The sequence below is a fragment of the Sphingobium ummariense RL-3 genome (assembly GCF_000447205.1).
In the GTDB taxonomy this organism is placed as follows: Bacteria; Pseudomonadota; Alphaproteobacteria; order Sphingomonadales; family Sphingomonadaceae; genus Sphingobium; species Sphingobium ummariense.
The window spans coordinates 65,238-80,481 of the sequence record NZ_AUWY01000023.1 but is presented as its reverse complement, the minus strand read 5'-3'; the positions used below and the strand labels follow the sequence as shown (position 1 = coordinate 80,481).

Below are 15,244 nucleotides of genomic sequence, written 5' to 3'. Positions count from 1 at the left end.
CGGCCTCAGCCGCCCGGCCGGATCACTTGATCTTGGCTTCCTTGAACTCGACATGCTTGCGCGCGACCGGATCGTACTTGCGGAAGCTCAGCTTCTCGGTCTTGGTGCGCGGATTCTTCTTGGTGACGTAGAAGAAGCCTGTGTCAGCGGAGCTGACGAGGCGGATCTTGACGGTTGCTGGCTTGGCCATGGCCCTTGAAGTCCTGTTCGAATCTCGTGAAAAAGAAAAGCGGCCCCGTGGGACCGCCCCGTTTCAGCAGCGGCCCATGCGTCAGATTCGGGGTGATGTCAAGGCTCGGTCCGCAACGCGCCGGCCTTTACGCGGCCTTTACCAGATATGTGCATCATGGATTTTCCGGGCAGGGGCAGGCCGGCAACAGGGAGTCCGTTCGATGCGACATGATCCGAAGCTGGCGATCCTGGCGGACCTGCTCCGCCGCGTGGACGGGATCGCGGGCGAACGCGGCCACCTCTCCCCGCCCCGCCTTCAGGACGAGGTGGACTGCATCCGCCACATCGCCCGCGCCTATCGCCTCGATGGCGTCGAGCAGATCGCCGGCACGCTCCAGTCCGCGCTGTCGCTGCACGGCCAGGGGCCGGTGATCCTTTCCTATCTGGACCTGATGCGGGAGAGGATCGCCGACGGCATGCCCTCCGCCACCATCCTTCCCCTGCCGGCCGTGCGCGGCCCCGCCGCTACCGCGCACGGCTGAACACCCAGCCAGCGATGGATGCCCTGCTGATCGCGCTGCTCGGTTGCCTGCTGGGCGAAATCGGCGGACAGGGGCAGCTGCTCCTGCTCGCGCTGGCGGCCCGTTATGACCGGAACGCAGCGGTCATCGCAGGGCTCATCGCCGCCACGGTCGCGAATGCGGCCCTCTCGGCGACGGCCGGTGCCTTACTCGGCCCGATGCTGAGTGGCGATGCCCGGCTGCTCTTCCTGGCGCTCGCGCTGCTTTTCCTCGGCGCGGGGCTGGTGTGGCGGGTGAAGGCGCCCGACCCGCTCGATGGCTGGCCGCTGGGCGCGTTCCTCACGACGACGCTGGGGCTGTTCATATTGGGGTTCGGCGATGGTCCGCAGTTCCTCATCCTGGGCCTCGCCACCCGGACGGGCGAACCGGTGCTGGCGGCAGTCGGCGGCGTGGCCGGCATTATCGCCGCATCGATCCCTGTCGTCCTGCTGCGCGGTCGCTTTCTCGCGCTCCTGCCCGTGCGCGCGATAAGGCTGGTTGGCGCTGGTATTTTTCTGCTTTCGGGTGGCATGACGGCACTGTCTGCGCTCGGACTCTTCTGATCGGCCCCGTCCATCACTCTGACAGATATTTTCGGCTGCCGATTTGCTGTGGGGCATGGCACCTTATTGACGGCGGGTCATTATATATCCGAAACCATGCCGCCAAACAGGAGGACATCCATGACCGCCCCCGAACTCAAGACCCCCACCGACCTCAAGAGCAACGCGACCAAGAGCGTCGCGGAGGCGCTGAACGGCGTGCTGGCGGACAGCTATGCGCTCTACTTCAAGACCAAGAATTTCCACTGGCACGTGTCCGGCCCGCATTTCCGCGACTATCACCTGATGTTCGACGACCAGGCGACGCAGATCCTGGCGACCACCGACCTGATCGCCGAACGCGTGCGCAAGACCGGCAACACGACGCTCCGGTCGATCGGCGACATCGCGCGCCACCAGTCGGTGGTGGACAATGACGCCGATTATGTCAGCCCCGCCGACATGCTGAAGGAACTGCGCGAGGACAATCTGAAGCTGGTCGAGTCGCTGCGCGTAGCCAAGGCCGCCGCAACCGAAGCGGGCGATAACGCGACCGAGGGCATTATCGACGACTGGACGGACCAGGCGGAAGAACGCGCGTGGTTCCTGTTCGAAGCCAGCCGGGGCGCGTAACCGGTCTTGGCGCCATCGCCTCCGCCAGTGCGGGGGCGATGGCTATGCTTCGTCGACCGCCTCGATCGCCAGAATCTCGATCGCGCCGATCCTGCCGGCGAAGTCGATCTTCTCGCCGGGCTCCGCCTCCATCATCGCGCGAGCGAGCGGGGATGTGAAGCTGATCCGGCCTTCGTTCGGATCGGCTTCGTCGTCGCCGGTGATGGCGACGCTGTTCTTCCTGCCGTTCAGTTCATAGGTGACACGCGTACCGAACGCCACGGCATCGCCCGATGGCACCGGTCGTACCTCCGCCGTCGCCAAGCGGGTGCGCCAATAGCGCAACTCGCGCCGCAGCTTTTTCGCCGGTCCCTCCTCCAAGGCAGACAGATCGACCGCTTCCAGGGCCTCCACCTTCTCCCGGGTCAGCCGATAGCCGCGCGCCGTCACCCAGTTCGGGCCGGGCGGGATAGGCAGCTCGAACTTCGGCTCCATATGCTCATCGTCGCTTTCGCGACGAAAGGCGACACTCATCCATCCTCTCCTGAAATGATCCGGGACGAAACGCTCGGGCGCTTCAATCGTCGTCGAACAATCCCGCAAGCTGCTCTACCATGGTTCCGCCGAGCTGTTCAGCGTCCATGATGGTGACGGCGCGGCGGTAATAGCGGGTGACGTCATGGCCGATGCCGATCGCCACCAGCTGTACGGGCGAGCGGTTCTCGATCCATTCGATCACCTGGCGAAGATGCCGCTCCAGATAGGTGCCGCTGTTGACTGACAAAGTCGAATCGTCCACTGGCGCACCATCGGAGATCACCATCAGGATGCGCCGCTCCTCATTGCGCGCGATCAGCCGCTGGTGTGCCCAGAGCAGCGCCTCGCCGTCGATATTTTCCTTGAGCAGCCCCTCGCGCATCATCAGGCCGAGATTCCGGCGCGCCCGCCGCCACGGCTCGTCGGCCTTCTTGTAGATGATGTGGCGCAGGTCGTTCAGGCGCCCCGGCATCGGCGGCCGACCCGCCGCCAGCCAGTCCTCGCGGCTCTGCCCGCCCTTCCATGCTCGGGTGGTGAAGCCCAGGATCTCGGTCTTGACGCCGCATCGTTCCAGCGTGCGGGCCATGATGTCGGCGCTGATCGCCGCGATGCTGATCGGCCGCCCGCGCATCGACCCCGAATTGTCGATCAGCAGGGTGACCACCGTATCGCGGAACTCGGTATCGCGCTCAATCTTGTAGGACAGCGAACGCGCGGGATCGATCACGATCCGTGCCAGTCGCGCGGCGTCCAGCAGCCCTTCCTCCTGATCGAAGTCCCAGCTGCGCGACTGCTGCGCCATCAGCCGCCGCTGCAGCCGGTTGGCGAGCTTGGTGACGGCGCCCTGGAGGCTGACCAGCTGCTGGTCGAGGAAGCCGCGCAGCCGGTTCAGCTCGTCCTCGTCGCATAGGTCGGTGGCGGTCACCACCTCATCATGCTTCACCGTATAGGCCTTGTAGTCGAAACCGGGCGGCAGGTCGGACATGGGACGGTTGGGCCGCACCGGCATCATGCCGTCCTCGCCCATCTCGTCCGCGCCGTCATCCGCGTCGGCGTCGAACTCCTCGCTATAGTCGGTTTCGCCTTCCTCGGTCTCGCCGCCCTGATCCTCGGCGCGGGCCTGCGCGTTCATGTCGCTGTCGCCGGCCTGATCCTCGCCGCTGTCGCCTTCTTCCTGCTGTTCCTCCTCGTCCTCGCCCTGGTCCTCGGGCTCGTTCTCGTCGGTTTCCGGCGGGACGTCGCTATCGACCAGCTGCAGATGCTCCAGCATCGCATTGGCAAGCTTCTGGAAGGCGCGCTGGTCGTCGATCGCCATCGACAAAGCGTCCAGGTCGCTGCCCGCCTTGTCCTCGATCCATTGGTCGACCATCGCCATGGCGGGCGCCACGTCGCGTGGCGCCGCCTGCCCCGTCAGCCGCTCACGCACCTTGAGCGCCAGTGCGGTCGACAACGGCACCTCGTCAGCCGAGCGCGCCCGGCGGATGGGATCTGACTTGAGCCGCATGTCCAGCGCCTGGTTCAGATTGACGCGCACGCCTTCCATCGCCCGCGATCCGATCGCCTCGACCCGCGCCTGCTCCACCGCATCATAGACCGCACGCGCCACGGCGTCGGCCGGCGCGGCCCCCGCGTGCATCTTCGAGTTGTGATGGCGCAGCTTCAACGCATTGGCGTCGGCGAATCCGCGCGCCAGTGCCACCTGTTCGGCGGGCAGAGCGCGAGAGGGCGTCGGCACCTTGATCGCCTTGCCTGCCATGTGCGGCGCATCGGCGGTGAAGCCGACCTCGACCTCCCCGTCGCGCGCGATGGAGCGCGCCGTGCCGGACAGCACGTCCTTGAACGCATCGAGGAGCGAGCGCTCGGTCATCGCGCTTCGGGATCCTCGCCACGCGGCACGGCGATGGTGTCGATCTCAGTCTCCACTTCCGTCATCAGCTTGTGCACCGGGCATTTCGCCGCGACGGCGACCAGCTTCGCATGCTGCTCGTCGCTCATCGGCCCTTCGACGGCGACGCGGGTGGAGAGGCGATAGACGCCCTGCCGTTCGGCGCTGGCGTCGCGGACCACGGATACGCGGATGTCGTCCACCGGAATGCCATTGCGCTGCGCATACCAGAGCATGGTCAGCGCCTTGCAGGCGCCGAGCGCGGAATCGTAGAGATCATGCGGATCGGGGCCAGCATCGACGCCGTCCGGCGCTGACATGTCGGCGACCAGTTCGTGCGCGCGGATGCTGATCCGGTGCGGCGTGCCGTCAGGGGCGATCCGTTCCACGACGATCATCGGCTGTCCTCCTCCTGCCGCGATCCGCCCGCGCGTTCAGGCGGCGCGGTGAGCGATGCTTTCCGGCAGGTCCTTGCCGAACACGCGTTGATAATATTCCGCCACCAGCGGCCGCTCCGCCTCGTCGCACTTGTTGAGGAAGGAGAGGCGGAAGGCGAAACCGACATTCTTGAAGATCAGCGCGTTCTGCGCCCAGCTGATCACGGTGCGCGGGCTCATCACGGTCGATATGTCGCCGTTGATGAAGCCCTGGCGGGTCAGTTCCGCCACCTTGATCATGTTCTCCACTTCCTTGCGGCCGCCTTCATGATCATACTCGCCCGACTTGGCGAGGACGATCTGTGCCTCCGTCGCGGCGGGCAGGTAGTTCAGCGTCACCACCAGGTTCCAGCGGTCCATCTGGCCCTGATTGATCTGCTGCGTGCCATGATAAAGGCCGGTGGTGTCGCCCAGGCCAACGGTGTTGGCCGTGGCGAACAGGCGGAACCAGGGATTGGGGCGGATGACCCGGTTCTGGTCCAGCAAGGTCATCTTGCCGTCGGTCTCGAGCACGCGCTGGATCACGAACATCACGTCGGGCCTACCGGCGTCATATTCGTCGAACACCAGTGCGACCGGACGCTGCAGCGCCCAGGGGAGCAGACCTTCGCGGAACTCGGTGACCTGCTGGCCATCCTTCAACACGATGGCGTCGCGCCCGACCAGGTCGATGCGGCTGATATGCGCGTCGAGGTTGATGCGGATGCACGGCCAGTTCAATCGCGCCGCTACCTGCTCGATATGGCTGGACTTGCCGGTGCCGTGATAGCCCTGCACCATCACACGGCGATTATAGGCGAAGCCCGCCAGGATCGCGAGCGTGGTGTCCGGATCGAACACATAGGCGGGGTCGAGATCGGGCACCCGCTCGTCGGCTTCGGAGAAGGCCGGCACCTTCATGTCGACGTCGACGCCGAACAGCTCGCGCGCGTCCGCCTCGCGGTCGGGCGCCGCAAGCAGCGTCTCCGCGCGCGTGTCGGGCTGGACGTTCGGAATATCGGTCATGCTCTTCTTCCTTTGAGTCCCTTCCGCCCTAATCCATCGCCGAGGCCGGTGTCGAGGGGCCAGTGGTCTGGCGGAGGCCATGGCGTTCAGGCGAACGCTTCGGCCTTGCGAAGATGTCCATAGGCCTCGATCACGCCCTGCAACGCGCTTTCGTGGCTGCGGTCGCCGCCATTATGGTCGGGATGATAGCGGCGCAGCAGTTCGGTATAGCGGGTGCGCAGCGCCTTGCGGTCGGCATCGATGGGCAGGCCCATGACGGCCAGCTGCCGGCGGTCCTCGTTCGACAGGAACTTGCCGTCCTGCCGCATCTGGCTGTCGGCGCGGGCTTTCGCCACCCGCTCGCGAAACTTGGCGCCGATTGCGTCGAGCGGATCGGCGAAGTCGGACCAGCGCGGTGGTGGGCTGGCCGCGTTGGAGGAGAAGGCACGCGTCTCCCGCTCCCAGCCGGCATAGGGGCGCTGCGCCGCAGCGATCTCCTCCGGGCTCATGCCGGTGAAGAAATTATAGCCCTGGTTGAACTCCCGCACATGATCCAGGCACAGCCAGCGCCAGCGCGGCCCGTCGGCGCCCGATCCCTGGCCTTCCAGCGGCGGCGCGCGGAACTCGCCGGGTTCCGGGCAGCCTTCGACCGAGCACGGGCGATCGCTTTCCACGCGGCCGTGGAATCGGTTGAAACGACGGGTCGAGAAGGAATCGTTGGCCAAGACTGTCCTGATGCAACCGCGGGCAAAGGCTCTATATAGGCGGCATGACCGACCATGCCAAAGGCCCTGTGGCCGCCGAAATCGAATCCCGCCTGACCGCCGCCCTGTCACCCGAACGGCTCGCCGTGATCGACGACAGCGAGAAGCATCGCGGCCATGCCGGCCATGACGGAGCGGGCGAAAGCCATTTCACGGTGGAGATCGTGTCCGGCCGCTTCACGGGCCAGAGCCGTGTCGCCCGGCAGCGGATGGTCAACGCCGCGCTGGCCGACCTGCTGCGTGACAAGGTGCACGCTCTTGCCATCCGGGCCCGCGCGCCGGAAGAAGCCTGAGCCCTTCGATCCGCGCTGCGCGTTATCTCCCCAGGAAGGAGGCGTGCATGCCCTATGATCTCTGGTATTGGCCGACTATCCCGGGCCGCGGCGAGTTCGTGCGACTGGCGCTGGAGGCGGGCGGTATCCCCTATCGAGACCGCGCGCGGGAGGAGGGAGAGGACGCGCTGATCGCCGACATGACGGGTCACGACGCAGGGCCCGCCTTCGCCCCGCCCTATCTGGTCACGGACGGCGGCACCATCGCCCAGACGGCCAACATCCTGCTCTATCTCGGCGACCGACACGATTGCGCTCCCGGCGGTATCCGTCAGCGCCACTGGATCGCCCAGCTGCAGCTCACGATGATGGACATGGTCGCGGAGGCGCACGACGTCCACCACCCGATTGCCGTCGATCTTTATTTCGAGGATCAGAAGCCAGAGGCGGAGCGCCGCGCCCTTGCCTTTCGCGAGCAGCGCATCCCCAAGTTCCTCAACTATTTCAGTCGCGCCCTGGCCGCGCAGCCGGGGGATTGGCTGGGGGGAACGCGCTGGAGCTATGCCGACCTCTCGCTTTTCCACCTCCTCGCGGGGCTGCGCTATGCCTTCCCCCTGCGCATGGCGGCCCTGCATGACCGTTATCGGGCGCTGGCCGCGCTTCAGGACCGGGTCGCAGCCCTGCCCGAACTCTCCGACTATCTCGCCAGCTCACGCCGCCTTTCCTTCAGCGAGGAGGACATCTTCCGGCACTATCCGGAGCTGGATGCGCCCTGATCGGTGGGTTCGCGGGCGCGGTCTATTGCACGAAGGTCAGCGACAGATTCTCGGCATTTTTGGGGATGTCGATCCGGCTCTCGTTGATCGACGCTTCCTCGCCGGGCTTGAGCCGGCTCTTGTCCGCCTTGGTCGTCCAGCTGAACACCAGCCGGTTCTGCCGGTCGCGCAACTGCACCAGGACAGGGGGCACCGGCAACGTCGTCTGCCCGCTGTTCACGATCCGCGCGCCGAAAGCGAAATATTCCTCTCCCGTCGGCAGCTTGCGGCGCTCGGCCGGCTTGGCGAGATAGAAGAGCAGGTCCGGGTCGCCCTCGTCGGGAACGATGCCGAGGTTCACGGCCCATCCCGGCGGCCCGAGATAATAGAGCGCTCCGCCCGCCGCGGCGACCGCGAGGAAGAACCCCGCCGCCCCATAGGTCAGCAGCTTCAGGCGGTTGCGGCGCGGCTTCGCTGGCGCGTCGGGCGCGGCCGGGGCTTCTTCGCCCAAGCCGGGCGCGTCGGCATAGATGTCGTCGAAGCGGTGGTCGGGCTGGGTGACTGGGACCGCAGGAAGGGCAGTGTCCGGTTCGCTCTCCGTCGCCTGCGCCTCTTCCCCCACGGGCGGCGCTTCGACGGCGTCGGCCGCCCGCTCAACAGGGAGAGGCGGCTCGGGCGGTGGCGGAGGAGAGGGGGGTGGAGGGGGAGGCGGCGCGGCGACAGCGGGCTCGATGACCGTTTCCCGCTCCGGCATCGCGGCCGGCTCCTGGAACCAGCTATGCTTGCAGGCGGCGCAGCGAACCTGGCGCCCGTTCGGGCCGACGGCGCTGTCCGGCACGATATAGCGCGTCGCGCAATTGGGGCACAGCAGGATCATTTCGCTTCATAGGCATGGCTTTGACTCAAGGGCAAGCGGTCAACGACGGGGTAGGCGCCGGACCCGCGCTCAGCCTGATTGCGGGCTTGGGCTTTACGCCCGCCCGCGCCCTGTGCCATGGCTCTTCACACGGGGAAGCAGCCGGATCGCCATCATGTCCGCCATCGTCCAGTTCGAGAATGTGGGCCTGCGCTACGGCCTGGACAGCGAGACCCTGTCCGACATCAGCTTTTCGCTGCATGCGGGCGGCTTCTACTTCCTCACCGGTGCCTCCGGCGCGGGCAAGACGTCGCTGCTGAAGCTGCTGTACCTGGCTCAGCGGCCCAGCCGCGGCGTCATCCGCCTGTTCGGTGAGGATGTCGTGACGCTGCCGCGCAAGCGGCTGCCCGGCTTTCGCCGCCGTATCGGCGTGGTGTTCCAGGATTTTCGCCTCGTCCCCCACCTGTCGGCCTATGACAATATCGCCCTGCCGCTGCGCGTCGCCGGCATGGAGGAGGGCGAGGTCGATGCGCCGGTCGCCGAAATGCTGAACTGGGTGGGTCTGGGCGACCGGGGCCAGGCGCGCCCCGCCACCCTGTCGGGCGGAGAGCAGCAGCGCGTGGCGATCGCCCGCGCCGTGATCGCCCGGCCCGAGATACTGGTCGCCGACGAGCCGACGGGCAATGTGGACGCCGACATGGCCCGCCGCCTGATGACGCTGTTCGAGGCGCTCAACCGCCTGGGCACCACCATCGTCGTCGCGACCCACGACCTGCCGCTGATGGCGCAGGTGGCAGGCGGGCAGATGATGCGGCTGGACCGGGGACGGTTGGCCGATCCGACCGGGTCGCTGCGCTACCCGCCCCGGCCGCAGGGCACGGCATGAGCATGCGCAGGGCGGATCGCCGCGCCGCCAACGCCGCCCGGCACCGGCTGCTGCCCGAGGGTCGGGTGGCCGGCCCCATGCCCTGGATCATTGCGATCATGATGTTCCTGACGGTCCTCGCCGCCGCCGCGGGCCTGGGACTTGGCACCGCCGTCCGAGCGATGAGCGCCGACCTCGCCGGACGGGCCACGGTGCAGGTGGTGGAGGCCGATCCGCAGGCGCGCGCGGAATTGAGTACCCGGGTGGCGCAGGCTCTTCGCGGGTCGGATGACGTGCGCGCCGTCCAGCCCGTCGATCCCCAGCGCCTTGCCGACCAGCTGCGGCCCTGGCTGGGCGAGGATGCGGTGAGCGGCGACCTTCCCATTCCCGCGCTGATCGATGTCGAGCTGACTCCCGGCGATGCGGCGGCGAAGGTCGGGCGGGTGCGCAACCTGCTTCTCGGCCTGTCCTCCAAGCTCCGGATCGAGCCGCATGCGGCCTTCCTGCTGCCCCTCGCAGGGCTGCTCTCCGCGCTTGGTTGGCTTTCCGCCGCGATCGTGCTGCTGATGGCGCTAGCGACCGGCGCCGTCGTCGTGCTTGCCGCGCGCGGCGCGCATGACAGCCATCGCGGCACGATCGAGGTGCTGCACCTGATGGGCGCCACCGACGCGCAGATCGCCCGCCTGTTCCAGCGCCGGATCGGCCTGGACGCGGCGCTCGGCAGTGCCGCGGGATTCTCCGTGGCTGTCGCGGTGGTGCTGCTTGTCGGCACGCGCCTCTCGGCCACGGGATCGGAACTGATCAGCGCTATCGACCTGCCGTGGGCCGGCTGGGCGCTGCTGGTGGTGCTGCCGGTCGGCGGCGTGCTGCTCGCGACCTTCGCGGCGCGCTGGACGGTGCTGCGCGCCCTGGGGCGATCGCTGTGATCGTCCGCTTTCTTGCCCTGGCGGTGCTCGGCTGGATGCTGGGTTTCGCCTGGTTCGCGATTTTCCTGCCCCAGCCGCTCGATGGCCGGGCGACCGACGCGATCGTCGTGCTGACCGGCGGGGCCGGCCGGATCGATCGCGGGATCGCCCTGCTGCGCGAGGGCGCCGCGAAGCGCATGCTGATCTCGGGCGTCGACCGTTCCGTTCGTCCCTCCGAACTTGCTGTGCAGTACAAGGCGCCGGAGGAATTGTTCACCTGCTGCATCACGCTGGGCCGGGAGGCGATCGACACTCGATCCAACGCGATCGAGACGGCGCACTGGCTGGAGCGGCGCAACTATGCGACCGTGCGGCTGATCACGACCGACTGGCACATGCGCCGCGCCGCGCTGGAGCTGCGGCAGGCATTGCCTTCGCGGGTGACGCTGGTCTACGACGCCGTTCCCAGCCGCCCCAGCCTGACCATGCTGGCGCGCGAGTATAACAAATATCTGCTGCGGCGCGCCGCCGCGCTGATCGGCATCTGACGGGGTTCATGCTCACCGCTCTCCGCTCGTTCCTGTTCCTGCTGGTCTTCTATGGCGGGTCGGTGCTGTTCGTTCTGGCGGCGTTGCTGTTCCCCCTATTCGGGCGCGGCTATATCCGCTGGATCGCAACCCGCTGGAGCCATTTCCATCGCGCGTGCGCGCGCTGGCTGCTGGGGCAGAAGGTGCGGGTGGAGGGCGTGCTGCCGCAAGGCCATTATCTTTACATCTTCAAGCATGAATCCATGTTCGAGACGCTGGACCTGCTGTGCCTGTTCGACCGGCCGGCGATCGTCGCCAAGCGGGAACTGCTGGACATTCCGCTCTGGGGCGGCATCGCAAGACGCTATGGCCTGATCCCGGTCGAGCGCAGCGCGGGGGCCAAGGCGCTGCGCGCCCTGCGGCAGGCGGCGGCGGAGGCGACGGCGGAGGGGCGGGCGATCTGCCTCTTTCCGGAAGGAACGCGGGTGCCGCATGGCGAGCGGCCCCGGCTCCAGTCCGGCTTCGCCGGCCTCTATGCGCTGCTCAGGCTGCCGGTCGTGCCGGTGGCGGTGGACAGCGGGCGCCTGTCTCCGCGCGGCAGCTTCCTCAAGCGGGCGGGCACCATCACCTACCGGGTGGGGGAGATCGTGCCCACAGGCCTCGACCGCAAGGAGGCCGAGGCGCGGGTCCATGCCGCGATCAACGCGCTGAACCCGCCAGCCTAGTGCCGCCGCCCGAAATCGGGCTTGGGATCGTCCTGGCCCTGTTCGATGATCGACCGGCGGATGGCGCGGGTGCGGGTGAAGAGGTTGAACAGCGTGTCGCCGTCGTTCCAGCGGATCGCCCGCTGCAAGGCCGACAAGTCCTCCGAAAAACGTTGCAGCATTTCCAGCACCGCATCCTTGTTGGCGAGGAAGACGTCGCGCCACATGGTCGGGTCGGAGGCGGCGATCCGGGTGAAGTCGCGGAAGCCGCCCGCCGAATATTTGATGACTTCCGACTGGGTGACGCTCTCCAGGTCGCTGGCCGTGCCGACGATGGTGTAGGCGATCAGGTGCGGCAGGTGGCTGGTCACCGCCAGCACCAGGTCGTGATGCGCCGGGTCCATCATATCCACCTCCGCCCCGACGCGCCGCCACAGTTCGGCGATGCGCTCCACTGCCGTCGGATCGGCGTCGGCGGGCGGCGTCACGATGCACCAGCGGCCGCGGAACAGGCTGGCGAAGCCGGCTTCCGGTCCGCTGTTCTCGGTGCCTGCCACGGGATGCGCCGGGATGACGGTGCGGCCGGGCAGCGCGGCGCTGAGCTGTGCCAGCACGTCCGCCTTGCACGAGCCGACGTCACTGACGATGGCATCGGCCGGCAGGTCGTCCACGAACTCCGCCGCCGCCGCGCCCATCGCCCGCACCGGCACGCACAACACGACCAGGTCCGCGTCCGTCACCGAAGCGCCGGCCGTGTCGGTGATGTCATCGCACAGGTCGATGGCACGGGCGACCAGCCGCACTTCCGCGTCGGCGTCATAGCCCGTGACTCGCACGGTCGGCATCGTTTCGCGGATGGCGCGGGCGAGCGACGAGCCGATGAGGCCGAGGCCGATGATGGTGACGCGGGCGAAGGGCAGCATCGTCAGGCGGCTTCCGCCATCGCCCGCAGCTTCGCCGCAACGGCGCGGGTCTGTTCCTCCGTGCCGATGGTGATGCGCAGGCCGTTGGGCAGGCCCTGGCCCGGCAGCCAGCGGGTGGCATAGCCTTCGTCCCACAGCCCCTTCATCGCCGCCTCGGCGGTCAGCGCGCCCTCGAACAGGATGAGCAGGAAATTGGCCTTGCTCGGCACGGCGCGCAGGCCATGGTTGGAGAGTGAGGCGACCTCGCCCGCCAGCCAGTCGCGCCATTGGGCATTGTGCGCGCGGCTGGCGTCGACCCAGGCGGTGTCGTCGATCGCCGCGATGGCCGCCGCCTGCCCCGCCGTGGTCACGTTGAACGGCGCGCGGATGCGGTGCAGCACGTCGATTACCTCGGCGCTGGCATAGCCCCAGCCGATGCGCTCGGCAGCGAGGCCGTAGATCTTGGAAAAGGTGCGGGTCACCAGCACATTGGCGGCGTTCCGGGCAAGATCCAGCCCGCCGTCATCCTCGTCCGCCTCCAGATATTCGGCATAGGCCTGGTCGAGCACGAACAGGATGTCGGGGCGCAGGCCCGCATGCAGCCGGGCGATCTCGGCCCGTGGGGTCATGGTGCCGGTGGGGTTGTTGGGATTGGCGAGGAAAACGACCCTCGTCTTCTCCGTCACGCTGGCGAGCAGCGCGTCGACATCGGTCGCATAGTCGGCGTCGGGCGCCACCACCGGCGTCGCGCCGACGCGGCGGGCGGCGATGTCATAGACCGAAAAGCCGTAGCGGACGTAGAGGATTTCGTCACCCGGCCCCGCATAGGCGCTGGCGGCGAGGTGCAGCAGCTCGTCCGAGCCGGTGCCGTAGATTACCCGCGCCGGATCGAGCCCGTGATGCGCGGCGATCGCCTCGCGCAGAAGGCTGGCCGACGGGTCGGGATAGGTCGCCATGTCGGCCGTCGCCGCGAGGAAGGCGGCGCGCGCCGCCTGGCCGGTGCCGAGCGGATTTTCGTTCGCCGACAGCTTGATGAGGGGACGGCCGTCGTCGGCCGCCGACTTGCCCGGCACATAGGGAGAGATGCCGAGGATCCAGTCCTTGGGAAGCGGTTTTGTCATGGAGGCGGGCTTTAGCGGCTTCCGCGCCAAAGGCAAAGCGGCTGCACCGACGCGCCACCGCCGAAGTTCACACCGTTGTCGGGCATTCCGCGCCGATCTGGGCGCTAAAGTAACGGAAAGGTCACGGCGACGCGACACCGACGCGACAGTCGGGTCACACCGAAGCGCCTCCAAGGTCACACCCACGCGACAGCGAGGCGACAGCGACGCGCCACCGACGCGACACGCGATGCGGGAGATGCGAGGGGGGAAGAGCCGGTCCATCGGACAGGGTAGAACAGAGCAAATCCTATTTTGGAAGTCTCTCCTTATCGCCCGCTTCTTCGCCCGCCTATTTCAGCGGCAGGAAGAGGTCCGCCGCCGTGCCCCGTTCCGGCTGATCCAGGAAGAAGCGCTGGCAGTAGATGGGAAAGTCGCGCATCTCCTCGCCGCTGGCAGGGAGCCAGTCGCGGTAGAGGTAGAGCGCCGCCGGCTCCAGATTATGGGTGTCGCCGGTCACGCGCAGCACGGCGCAGCGACCGCCGGGGATTTCTCCCAGTTTGACCGCCTCCTCCCCCGCGTGCAACGCATCGTCCGGGCGCAGGCCGACGCACAGGTCCATGGCATAGTCGGCGGGATCGGCGGGGCGGCGCTCCGAATGCCAGATGTTGAAGGTGGGGTTGGTCCGGGGCGATAGCCCGGCGGCCTTCCGCCAGGCGATGAACCGCTGGATCGTGGCGTCGAGGGTGGCCGGGTCGCCGCGATGCTCGAAGATCGCCACGCGGGCCGGGGCGACATCGCGAAGGGTCACTTGGTCGGGGGTGAAGATGGTCTGCATGATCCTGCTCCTGGCGGCGTTGAGGGGCCTGAAAGCCGCAAGCCACGGTTCCCAGTCGGGAGATTTGCGGAAGTCGGACGGCGATTGCCCCAGCCGCTGGCGGAAGGCGCGGGCGAAGGCGTCGGGCGTTTCGTATCCGGCGTCCATGGCGATGGCGGTGACGCTCGCCTCCTCCCCGCCTGCCAGCGATTTCGACGCCCGCTGCATCCGGGCGAGCTGTACATAGCGGTGCAGGGACAGGCCGAAGGTCGCCTTGAACTGCCGGTGGAAATGGAACTTCGAAAAGGCTGCGACGCTGCTGACGGTCTCCAGGTCGAGATCGCCGTCGAGATGCCGGTCGATATGATCCAGCACCCTGCGCATCCGGGCATGATAGGGGTCGAGTGGCGCCGTCATCATCTTCATCCGCTGTTGTGAGGGCAGGATATCGCGGGCGGCCTGGATGCGCTCGACCGATCTTGCGGTTGTTGGGGTGCGCGGATGGGGGCGGCCCCGTCGCGCCGGACGGGCGTGTCGAAGGAGCCGAAATCTGCTATCCGCCCCGCGTCAAAAAGACAGGAGGCGACCATGGCACATCATCGCGATCCCTTCGATCAGCCCTGCTTTCGAGCGCACGTCTAAGCGGCGCAGGGGCTATCCGTCCGAAACCAGCGTGAAGCGCGGCCTGCGCTTCGTCCACGGCGACAAGGAACTGGTCGAGAAACTCGGCCGCAACGATCCATGCCCGTGCGGGTCCGGGCTCAGATTTCAAGCGGTGCTGCCTTGAATCGGGCCGCTTCCGATGGGGCCGAACGGCACGACTATTGGCGGGATTGAGGGGGTGGCTCGTCCCGGGTTCGCATTGGGGGGCGGACGGCCGGAGGCGGTCACAATTTCCCCCGTCACCCCGGCCCTGAGCCGGGGTCTCGCTTTTCTTTTGCGGCGCGCAAAGAAAGAAGCGGGATCCCGGGTCAAGCCCGGGATGACGGCGGGAAGCTAGCGGCAGCTCCCCACCCCGGGCCGCCATTCCGTGTTGAGATGGCCGGCCC

At 67.5% G+C, this 15,244-nt stretch carries 20 protein-coding genes; 10 read left to right on the top strand and 10 right to left on the bottom strand.

Going from position 1 to position 15,244, the window contains the following annotated elements; genetic code table 11:
* Window positions 1-22 precede the first annotated feature (22 nt).
* Window positions 23-190, bottom strand: a complete 168-nt coding sequence (rpmG, locus tag M529_RS27265) for a 50S ribosomal protein L33 (RefSeq protein ID WP_021226203.1) — start codon at window positions 188-190, stop codon at window positions 23-25.
* A 202-nt stretch (window positions 191-392) separates the two neighbouring features.
* Here rpmG and M529_RS27260 point away from each other — a divergent pair, with 202 nt between their 5' ends.
* The 3 genes from M529_RS27260 to M529_RS27250 all read left to right on the top strand — a co-directional run bounded on the left by M529_RS27260 (window position 393) and on the right by M529_RS27250 (window position 1,906).
* Window positions 393-713 carry a hypothetical protein gene (locus tag M529_RS27260; RefSeq protein ID WP_021316440.1) on the top strand — a complete coding sequence of 107 codons (321 nt, stop codon included), beginning with the start codon at window positions 393-395 and terminating at the stop codon, window positions 711-713.
* A gap of 14 nt (window positions 714-727) precedes the next feature.
* Window positions 728-1,294, top strand: coding sequence for a TMEM165/GDT1 family protein (locus tag M529_RS27255; RefSeq protein ID WP_021316439.1), 567 nt, complete (start codon window positions 728-730; stop codon window positions 1,292-1,294).
* Between the two features lie 120 nt (window positions 1,295-1,414).
* Complete coding sequence (locus M529_RS27250) at window positions 1,415-1,906, top strand: Dps family protein (protein WP_021316438.1); 492 nt, start codon at window positions 1,415-1,417, stop codon at window positions 1,904-1,906.
* A gap of 42 nt (window positions 1,907-1,948) precedes the next feature.
* Here M529_RS27250 and M529_RS27245 read toward each other — a convergent pair whose 3' ends face one another.
* The 5 genes from M529_RS27245 to M529_RS27225 all read right to left on the bottom strand — a co-directional run bounded on the left by M529_RS27245 (window position 1,949) and on the right by M529_RS27225 (window position 6,453).
* Complete coding sequence (locus tag M529_RS27245) at window positions 1,949-2,419, bottom strand: GreA/GreB family elongation factor (protein ID WP_021316437.1); 471 nt, start codon at window positions 2,417-2,419, stop codon at window positions 1,949-1,951.
* Window positions 2,420-2,462: 43 nt separating this feature from the next.
* Complete coding sequence (gene cobT / locus M529_RS27240) at window positions 2,463-4,289, bottom strand: cobaltochelatase subunit CobT (RefSeq protein ID WP_021316436.1); 1,827 nt, start codon at window positions 4,287-4,289, stop codon at window positions 2,463-2,465.
* Complete coding sequence (locus tag M529_RS27235; RefSeq protein WP_021316435.1) at window positions 4,286-4,705, bottom strand: OsmC family protein; 420 nt, start codon at window positions 4,703-4,705, stop codon at window positions 4,286-4,288. Before M529_RS27235 ends, cobT begins: the two co-directional genes overlap by 4 nt.
* 36 nt (window positions 4,706-4,741) lie before the next feature.
* On the bottom strand, window positions 4,742-5,749 hold the full coding sequence (gene cobS / locus M529_RS27230; protein WP_021316434.1) for a cobaltochelatase subunit CobS: 1,008 nt from the start codon (window positions 5,747-5,749) through the stop codon (window positions 4,742-4,744).
* Window positions 5,750-5,835: 86 nt separating this feature from the next.
* Complete coding sequence (locus M529_RS27225; RefSeq protein WP_021316433.1) at window positions 5,836-6,453, bottom strand: J domain-containing protein; 618 nt, start codon at window positions 6,451-6,453, stop codon at window positions 5,836-5,838.
* Window positions 6,454-6,497: 44 nt separating this feature from the next.
* Between M529_RS27225 and M529_RS27220 the strand changes: the two genes are divergently transcribed.
* Both M529_RS27220 and M529_RS27215 read left to right on the top strand, forming a co-directional pair.
* The gene (locus tag M529_RS27220) at window positions 6,498-6,785 is read left to right on the top strand and encodes a BolA family protein (protein ID WP_021316432.1); all 288 of its coding nucleotides are present in this window, start codon (window positions 6,498-6,500) and stop codon (window positions 6,783-6,785) included.
* Between the two features lie 47 nt (window positions 6,786-6,832).
* Window positions 6,833-7,540 (top strand): glutathione S-transferase, encoded by a 708-nt coding sequence (locus tag M529_RS27215; protein ID WP_021316431.1) that lies wholly within the window; start codon window positions 6,833-6,835, stop codon window positions 7,538-7,540.
* Between the two features lie 22 nt (window positions 7,541-7,562).
* Here M529_RS27215 and M529_RS27210 read toward each other — a convergent pair whose 3' ends face one another.
* Window positions 7,563-8,396: an MJ0042-type zinc finger domain-containing protein gene (locus tag M529_RS27210; RefSeq protein ID WP_021316430.1), complete on the bottom strand. Its 834-nt coding sequence runs from the start codon at window positions 8,394-8,396 to the stop codon at window positions 7,563-7,565.
* 154 nt (window positions 8,397-8,550) lie between these two features.
* Between M529_RS27210 and ftsE the strand changes: the two genes are divergently transcribed.
* The 4 genes from ftsE to M529_RS27190 are packed head-to-tail and all read left to right on the top strand — an operon-like array spanning window position 8,551 to window position 11,397.
* Window positions 8,551-9,261: a cell division ATP-binding protein FtsE gene (gene ftsE / locus M529_RS27205; RefSeq protein WP_021316429.1), complete on the top strand. Its 711-nt coding sequence runs from the start codon at window positions 8,551-8,553 to the stop codon at window positions 9,259-9,261.
* Window positions 9,262-9,263: 2 nt separating this feature from the next.
* Window positions 9,264-10,166 (top strand): cell division protein FtsX, encoded by a 903-nt coding sequence (locus M529_RS27200; RefSeq protein WP_031294151.1) that lies wholly within the window; start codon window positions 9,264-9,266, stop codon window positions 10,164-10,166.
* The gene (locus tag M529_RS27195; protein WP_021316427.1) at window positions 10,163-10,693 is read left to right on the top strand and encodes a YdcF family protein; all 531 of its coding nucleotides are present in this window, start codon (window positions 10,163-10,165) and stop codon (window positions 10,691-10,693) included. The genes M529_RS27200 and M529_RS27195 overlap by 4 nt, the downstream gene beginning before the upstream one ends.
* Before the next feature lie 8 nt (window positions 10,694-10,701).
* A complete protein-coding gene (locus tag M529_RS27190; protein ID WP_021316426.1) occupies window positions 10,702-11,397 on the top strand; it encodes a lysophospholipid acyltransferase family protein in 696 nt (231 codons plus the stop codon).
* Here the strand turns inward: M529_RS27190 and M529_RS27185 are convergent.
* From M529_RS27185 to M529_RS27175, 3 genes are all read right to left on the bottom strand, one after another.
* Entirely contained in the window at window positions 11,394-12,299 is a 906-nt protein-coding gene (locus M529_RS27185; protein ID WP_021316425.1) for a prephenate/arogenate dehydrogenase family protein, read from the bottom strand. The two genes, M529_RS27190 and M529_RS27185, sit on opposite strands and share 4 nt — an antisense overlap.
* Window positions 12,300-12,301: 2 nt before the next feature.
* Window positions 12,302-13,399 (bottom strand): histidinol-phosphate transaminase, encoded by a 1,098-nt coding sequence (gene hisC / locus M529_RS27180; RefSeq protein ID WP_021316424.1) that lies wholly within the window; start codon window positions 13,397-13,399, stop codon window positions 12,302-12,304.
* A gap of 331 nt (window positions 13,400-13,730) precedes the next feature.
* A complete protein-coding gene (locus M529_RS27175; RefSeq protein WP_021316423.1) occupies window positions 13,731-14,621 on the bottom strand; it encodes an AraC family transcriptional regulator in 891 nt (296 codons plus the stop codon).
* 37 nt (window positions 14,622-14,658) lie between these two features.
* Here M529_RS27175 and M529_RS50685 point away from each other — a divergent pair, with 37 nt between their 5' ends.
* Window positions 14,659-14,982, top strand: a complete 324-nt coding sequence (locus tag M529_RS50685) for an SEC-C metal-binding domain-containing protein (RefSeq protein ID WP_084490761.1) — start codon at window positions 14,659-14,661, stop codon at window positions 14,980-14,982.
* The last annotated feature ends 262 nt before the right edge of the window (window positions 14,983-15,244 follow it).

What these genes read in the sequence shown, in the direction of transcription:
- rpmG (WP_021226203.1), bottom strand. Translation starts at nt 190, where the DNA reads ATGGCCAAGCCAGCAACCGTCAAGATCCGCCTCGTCAGCTCCGCTGAC.
- cobS (WP_021316434.1), bottom strand. Translation starts at nt 5,749, where the DNA reads ATGACCGATATTCCGAACGTCCAGCCCGACACGCGCGCGGAGACGCTG.
- M529_RS50685 (WP_084490761.1), top strand. Translation starts at nt 14,659, where the DNA reads ATGCGCTCGACCGATCTTGCGGTTGTTGGGGTGCGCGGATGGGGGCGG.
- M529_RS27255 (WP_021316439.1), top strand. Translation starts at nt 728, where the DNA reads ATGGATGCCCTGCTGATCGCGCTGCTCGGTTGCCTGCTGGGCGAAATC.
- M529_RS27220 (WP_021316432.1), top strand. Translation starts at nt 6,498, where the DNA reads ATGACCGACCATGCCAAAGGCCCTGTGGCCGCCGAAATCGAATCCCGC.
- hisC (WP_021316424.1), bottom strand. Translation starts at nt 13,399, where the DNA reads ATGACAAAACCGCTTCCCAAGGACTGGATCCTCGGCATCTCTCCCTAT.
- M529_RS27235 (WP_021316435.1), bottom strand. Translation starts at nt 4,705, where the DNA reads ATGATCGTCGTGGAACGGATCGCCCCTGACGGCACGCCGCACCGGATC.
- M529_RS27175 (WP_021316423.1), bottom strand. Translation starts at nt 14,621, where the DNA reads ATGAAGATGATGACGGCGCCACTCGACCCCTATCATGCCCGGATGCGC.
- ftsE (WP_021316429.1), top strand. Translation starts at nt 8,551, where the DNA reads ATGTCCGCCATCGTCCAGTTCGAGAATGTGGGCCTGCGCTACGGCCTG.
- M529_RS27260 (WP_021316440.1), top strand. Translation starts at nt 393, where the DNA reads ATGCGACATGATCCGAAGCTGGCGATCCTGGCGGACCTGCTCCGCCGC.
- M529_RS27210 (WP_021316430.1), bottom strand. Translation starts at nt 8,396, where the DNA reads ATGATCCTGCTGTGCCCCAATTGCGCGACGCGCTATATCGTGCCGGAC.
- M529_RS27200 (WP_031294151.1), top strand. Translation starts at nt 9,264, where the DNA reads ATGCGCAGGGCGGATCGCCGCGCCGCCAACGCCGCCCGGCACCGGCTG.
- M529_RS27215 (WP_021316431.1), top strand. Translation starts at nt 6,833, where the DNA reads ATGCCCTATGATCTCTGGTATTGGCCGACTATCCCGGGCCGCGGCGAG.
- M529_RS27185 (WP_021316425.1), bottom strand. Translation starts at nt 12,299, where the DNA reads ATGCTGCCCTTCGCCCGCGTCACCATCATCGGCCTCGGCCTCATCGGC.
- M529_RS27190 (WP_021316426.1), top strand. Translation starts at nt 10,702, where the DNA reads ATGCTCACCGCTCTCCGCTCGTTCCTGTTCCTGCTGGTCTTCTATGGC.
- M529_RS27250 (WP_021316438.1), top strand. Translation starts at nt 1,415, where the DNA reads ATGACCGCCCCCGAACTCAAGACCCCCACCGACCTCAAGAGCAACGCG.
- cobT (WP_021316436.1), bottom strand. Translation starts at nt 4,289, where the DNA reads ATGACCGAGCGCTCGCTCCTCGATGCGTTCAAGGACGTGCTGTCCGGC.
- M529_RS27245 (WP_021316437.1), bottom strand. Translation starts at nt 2,419, where the DNA reads ATGAGTGTCGCCTTTCGTCGCGAAAGCGACGATGAGCATATGGAGCCG.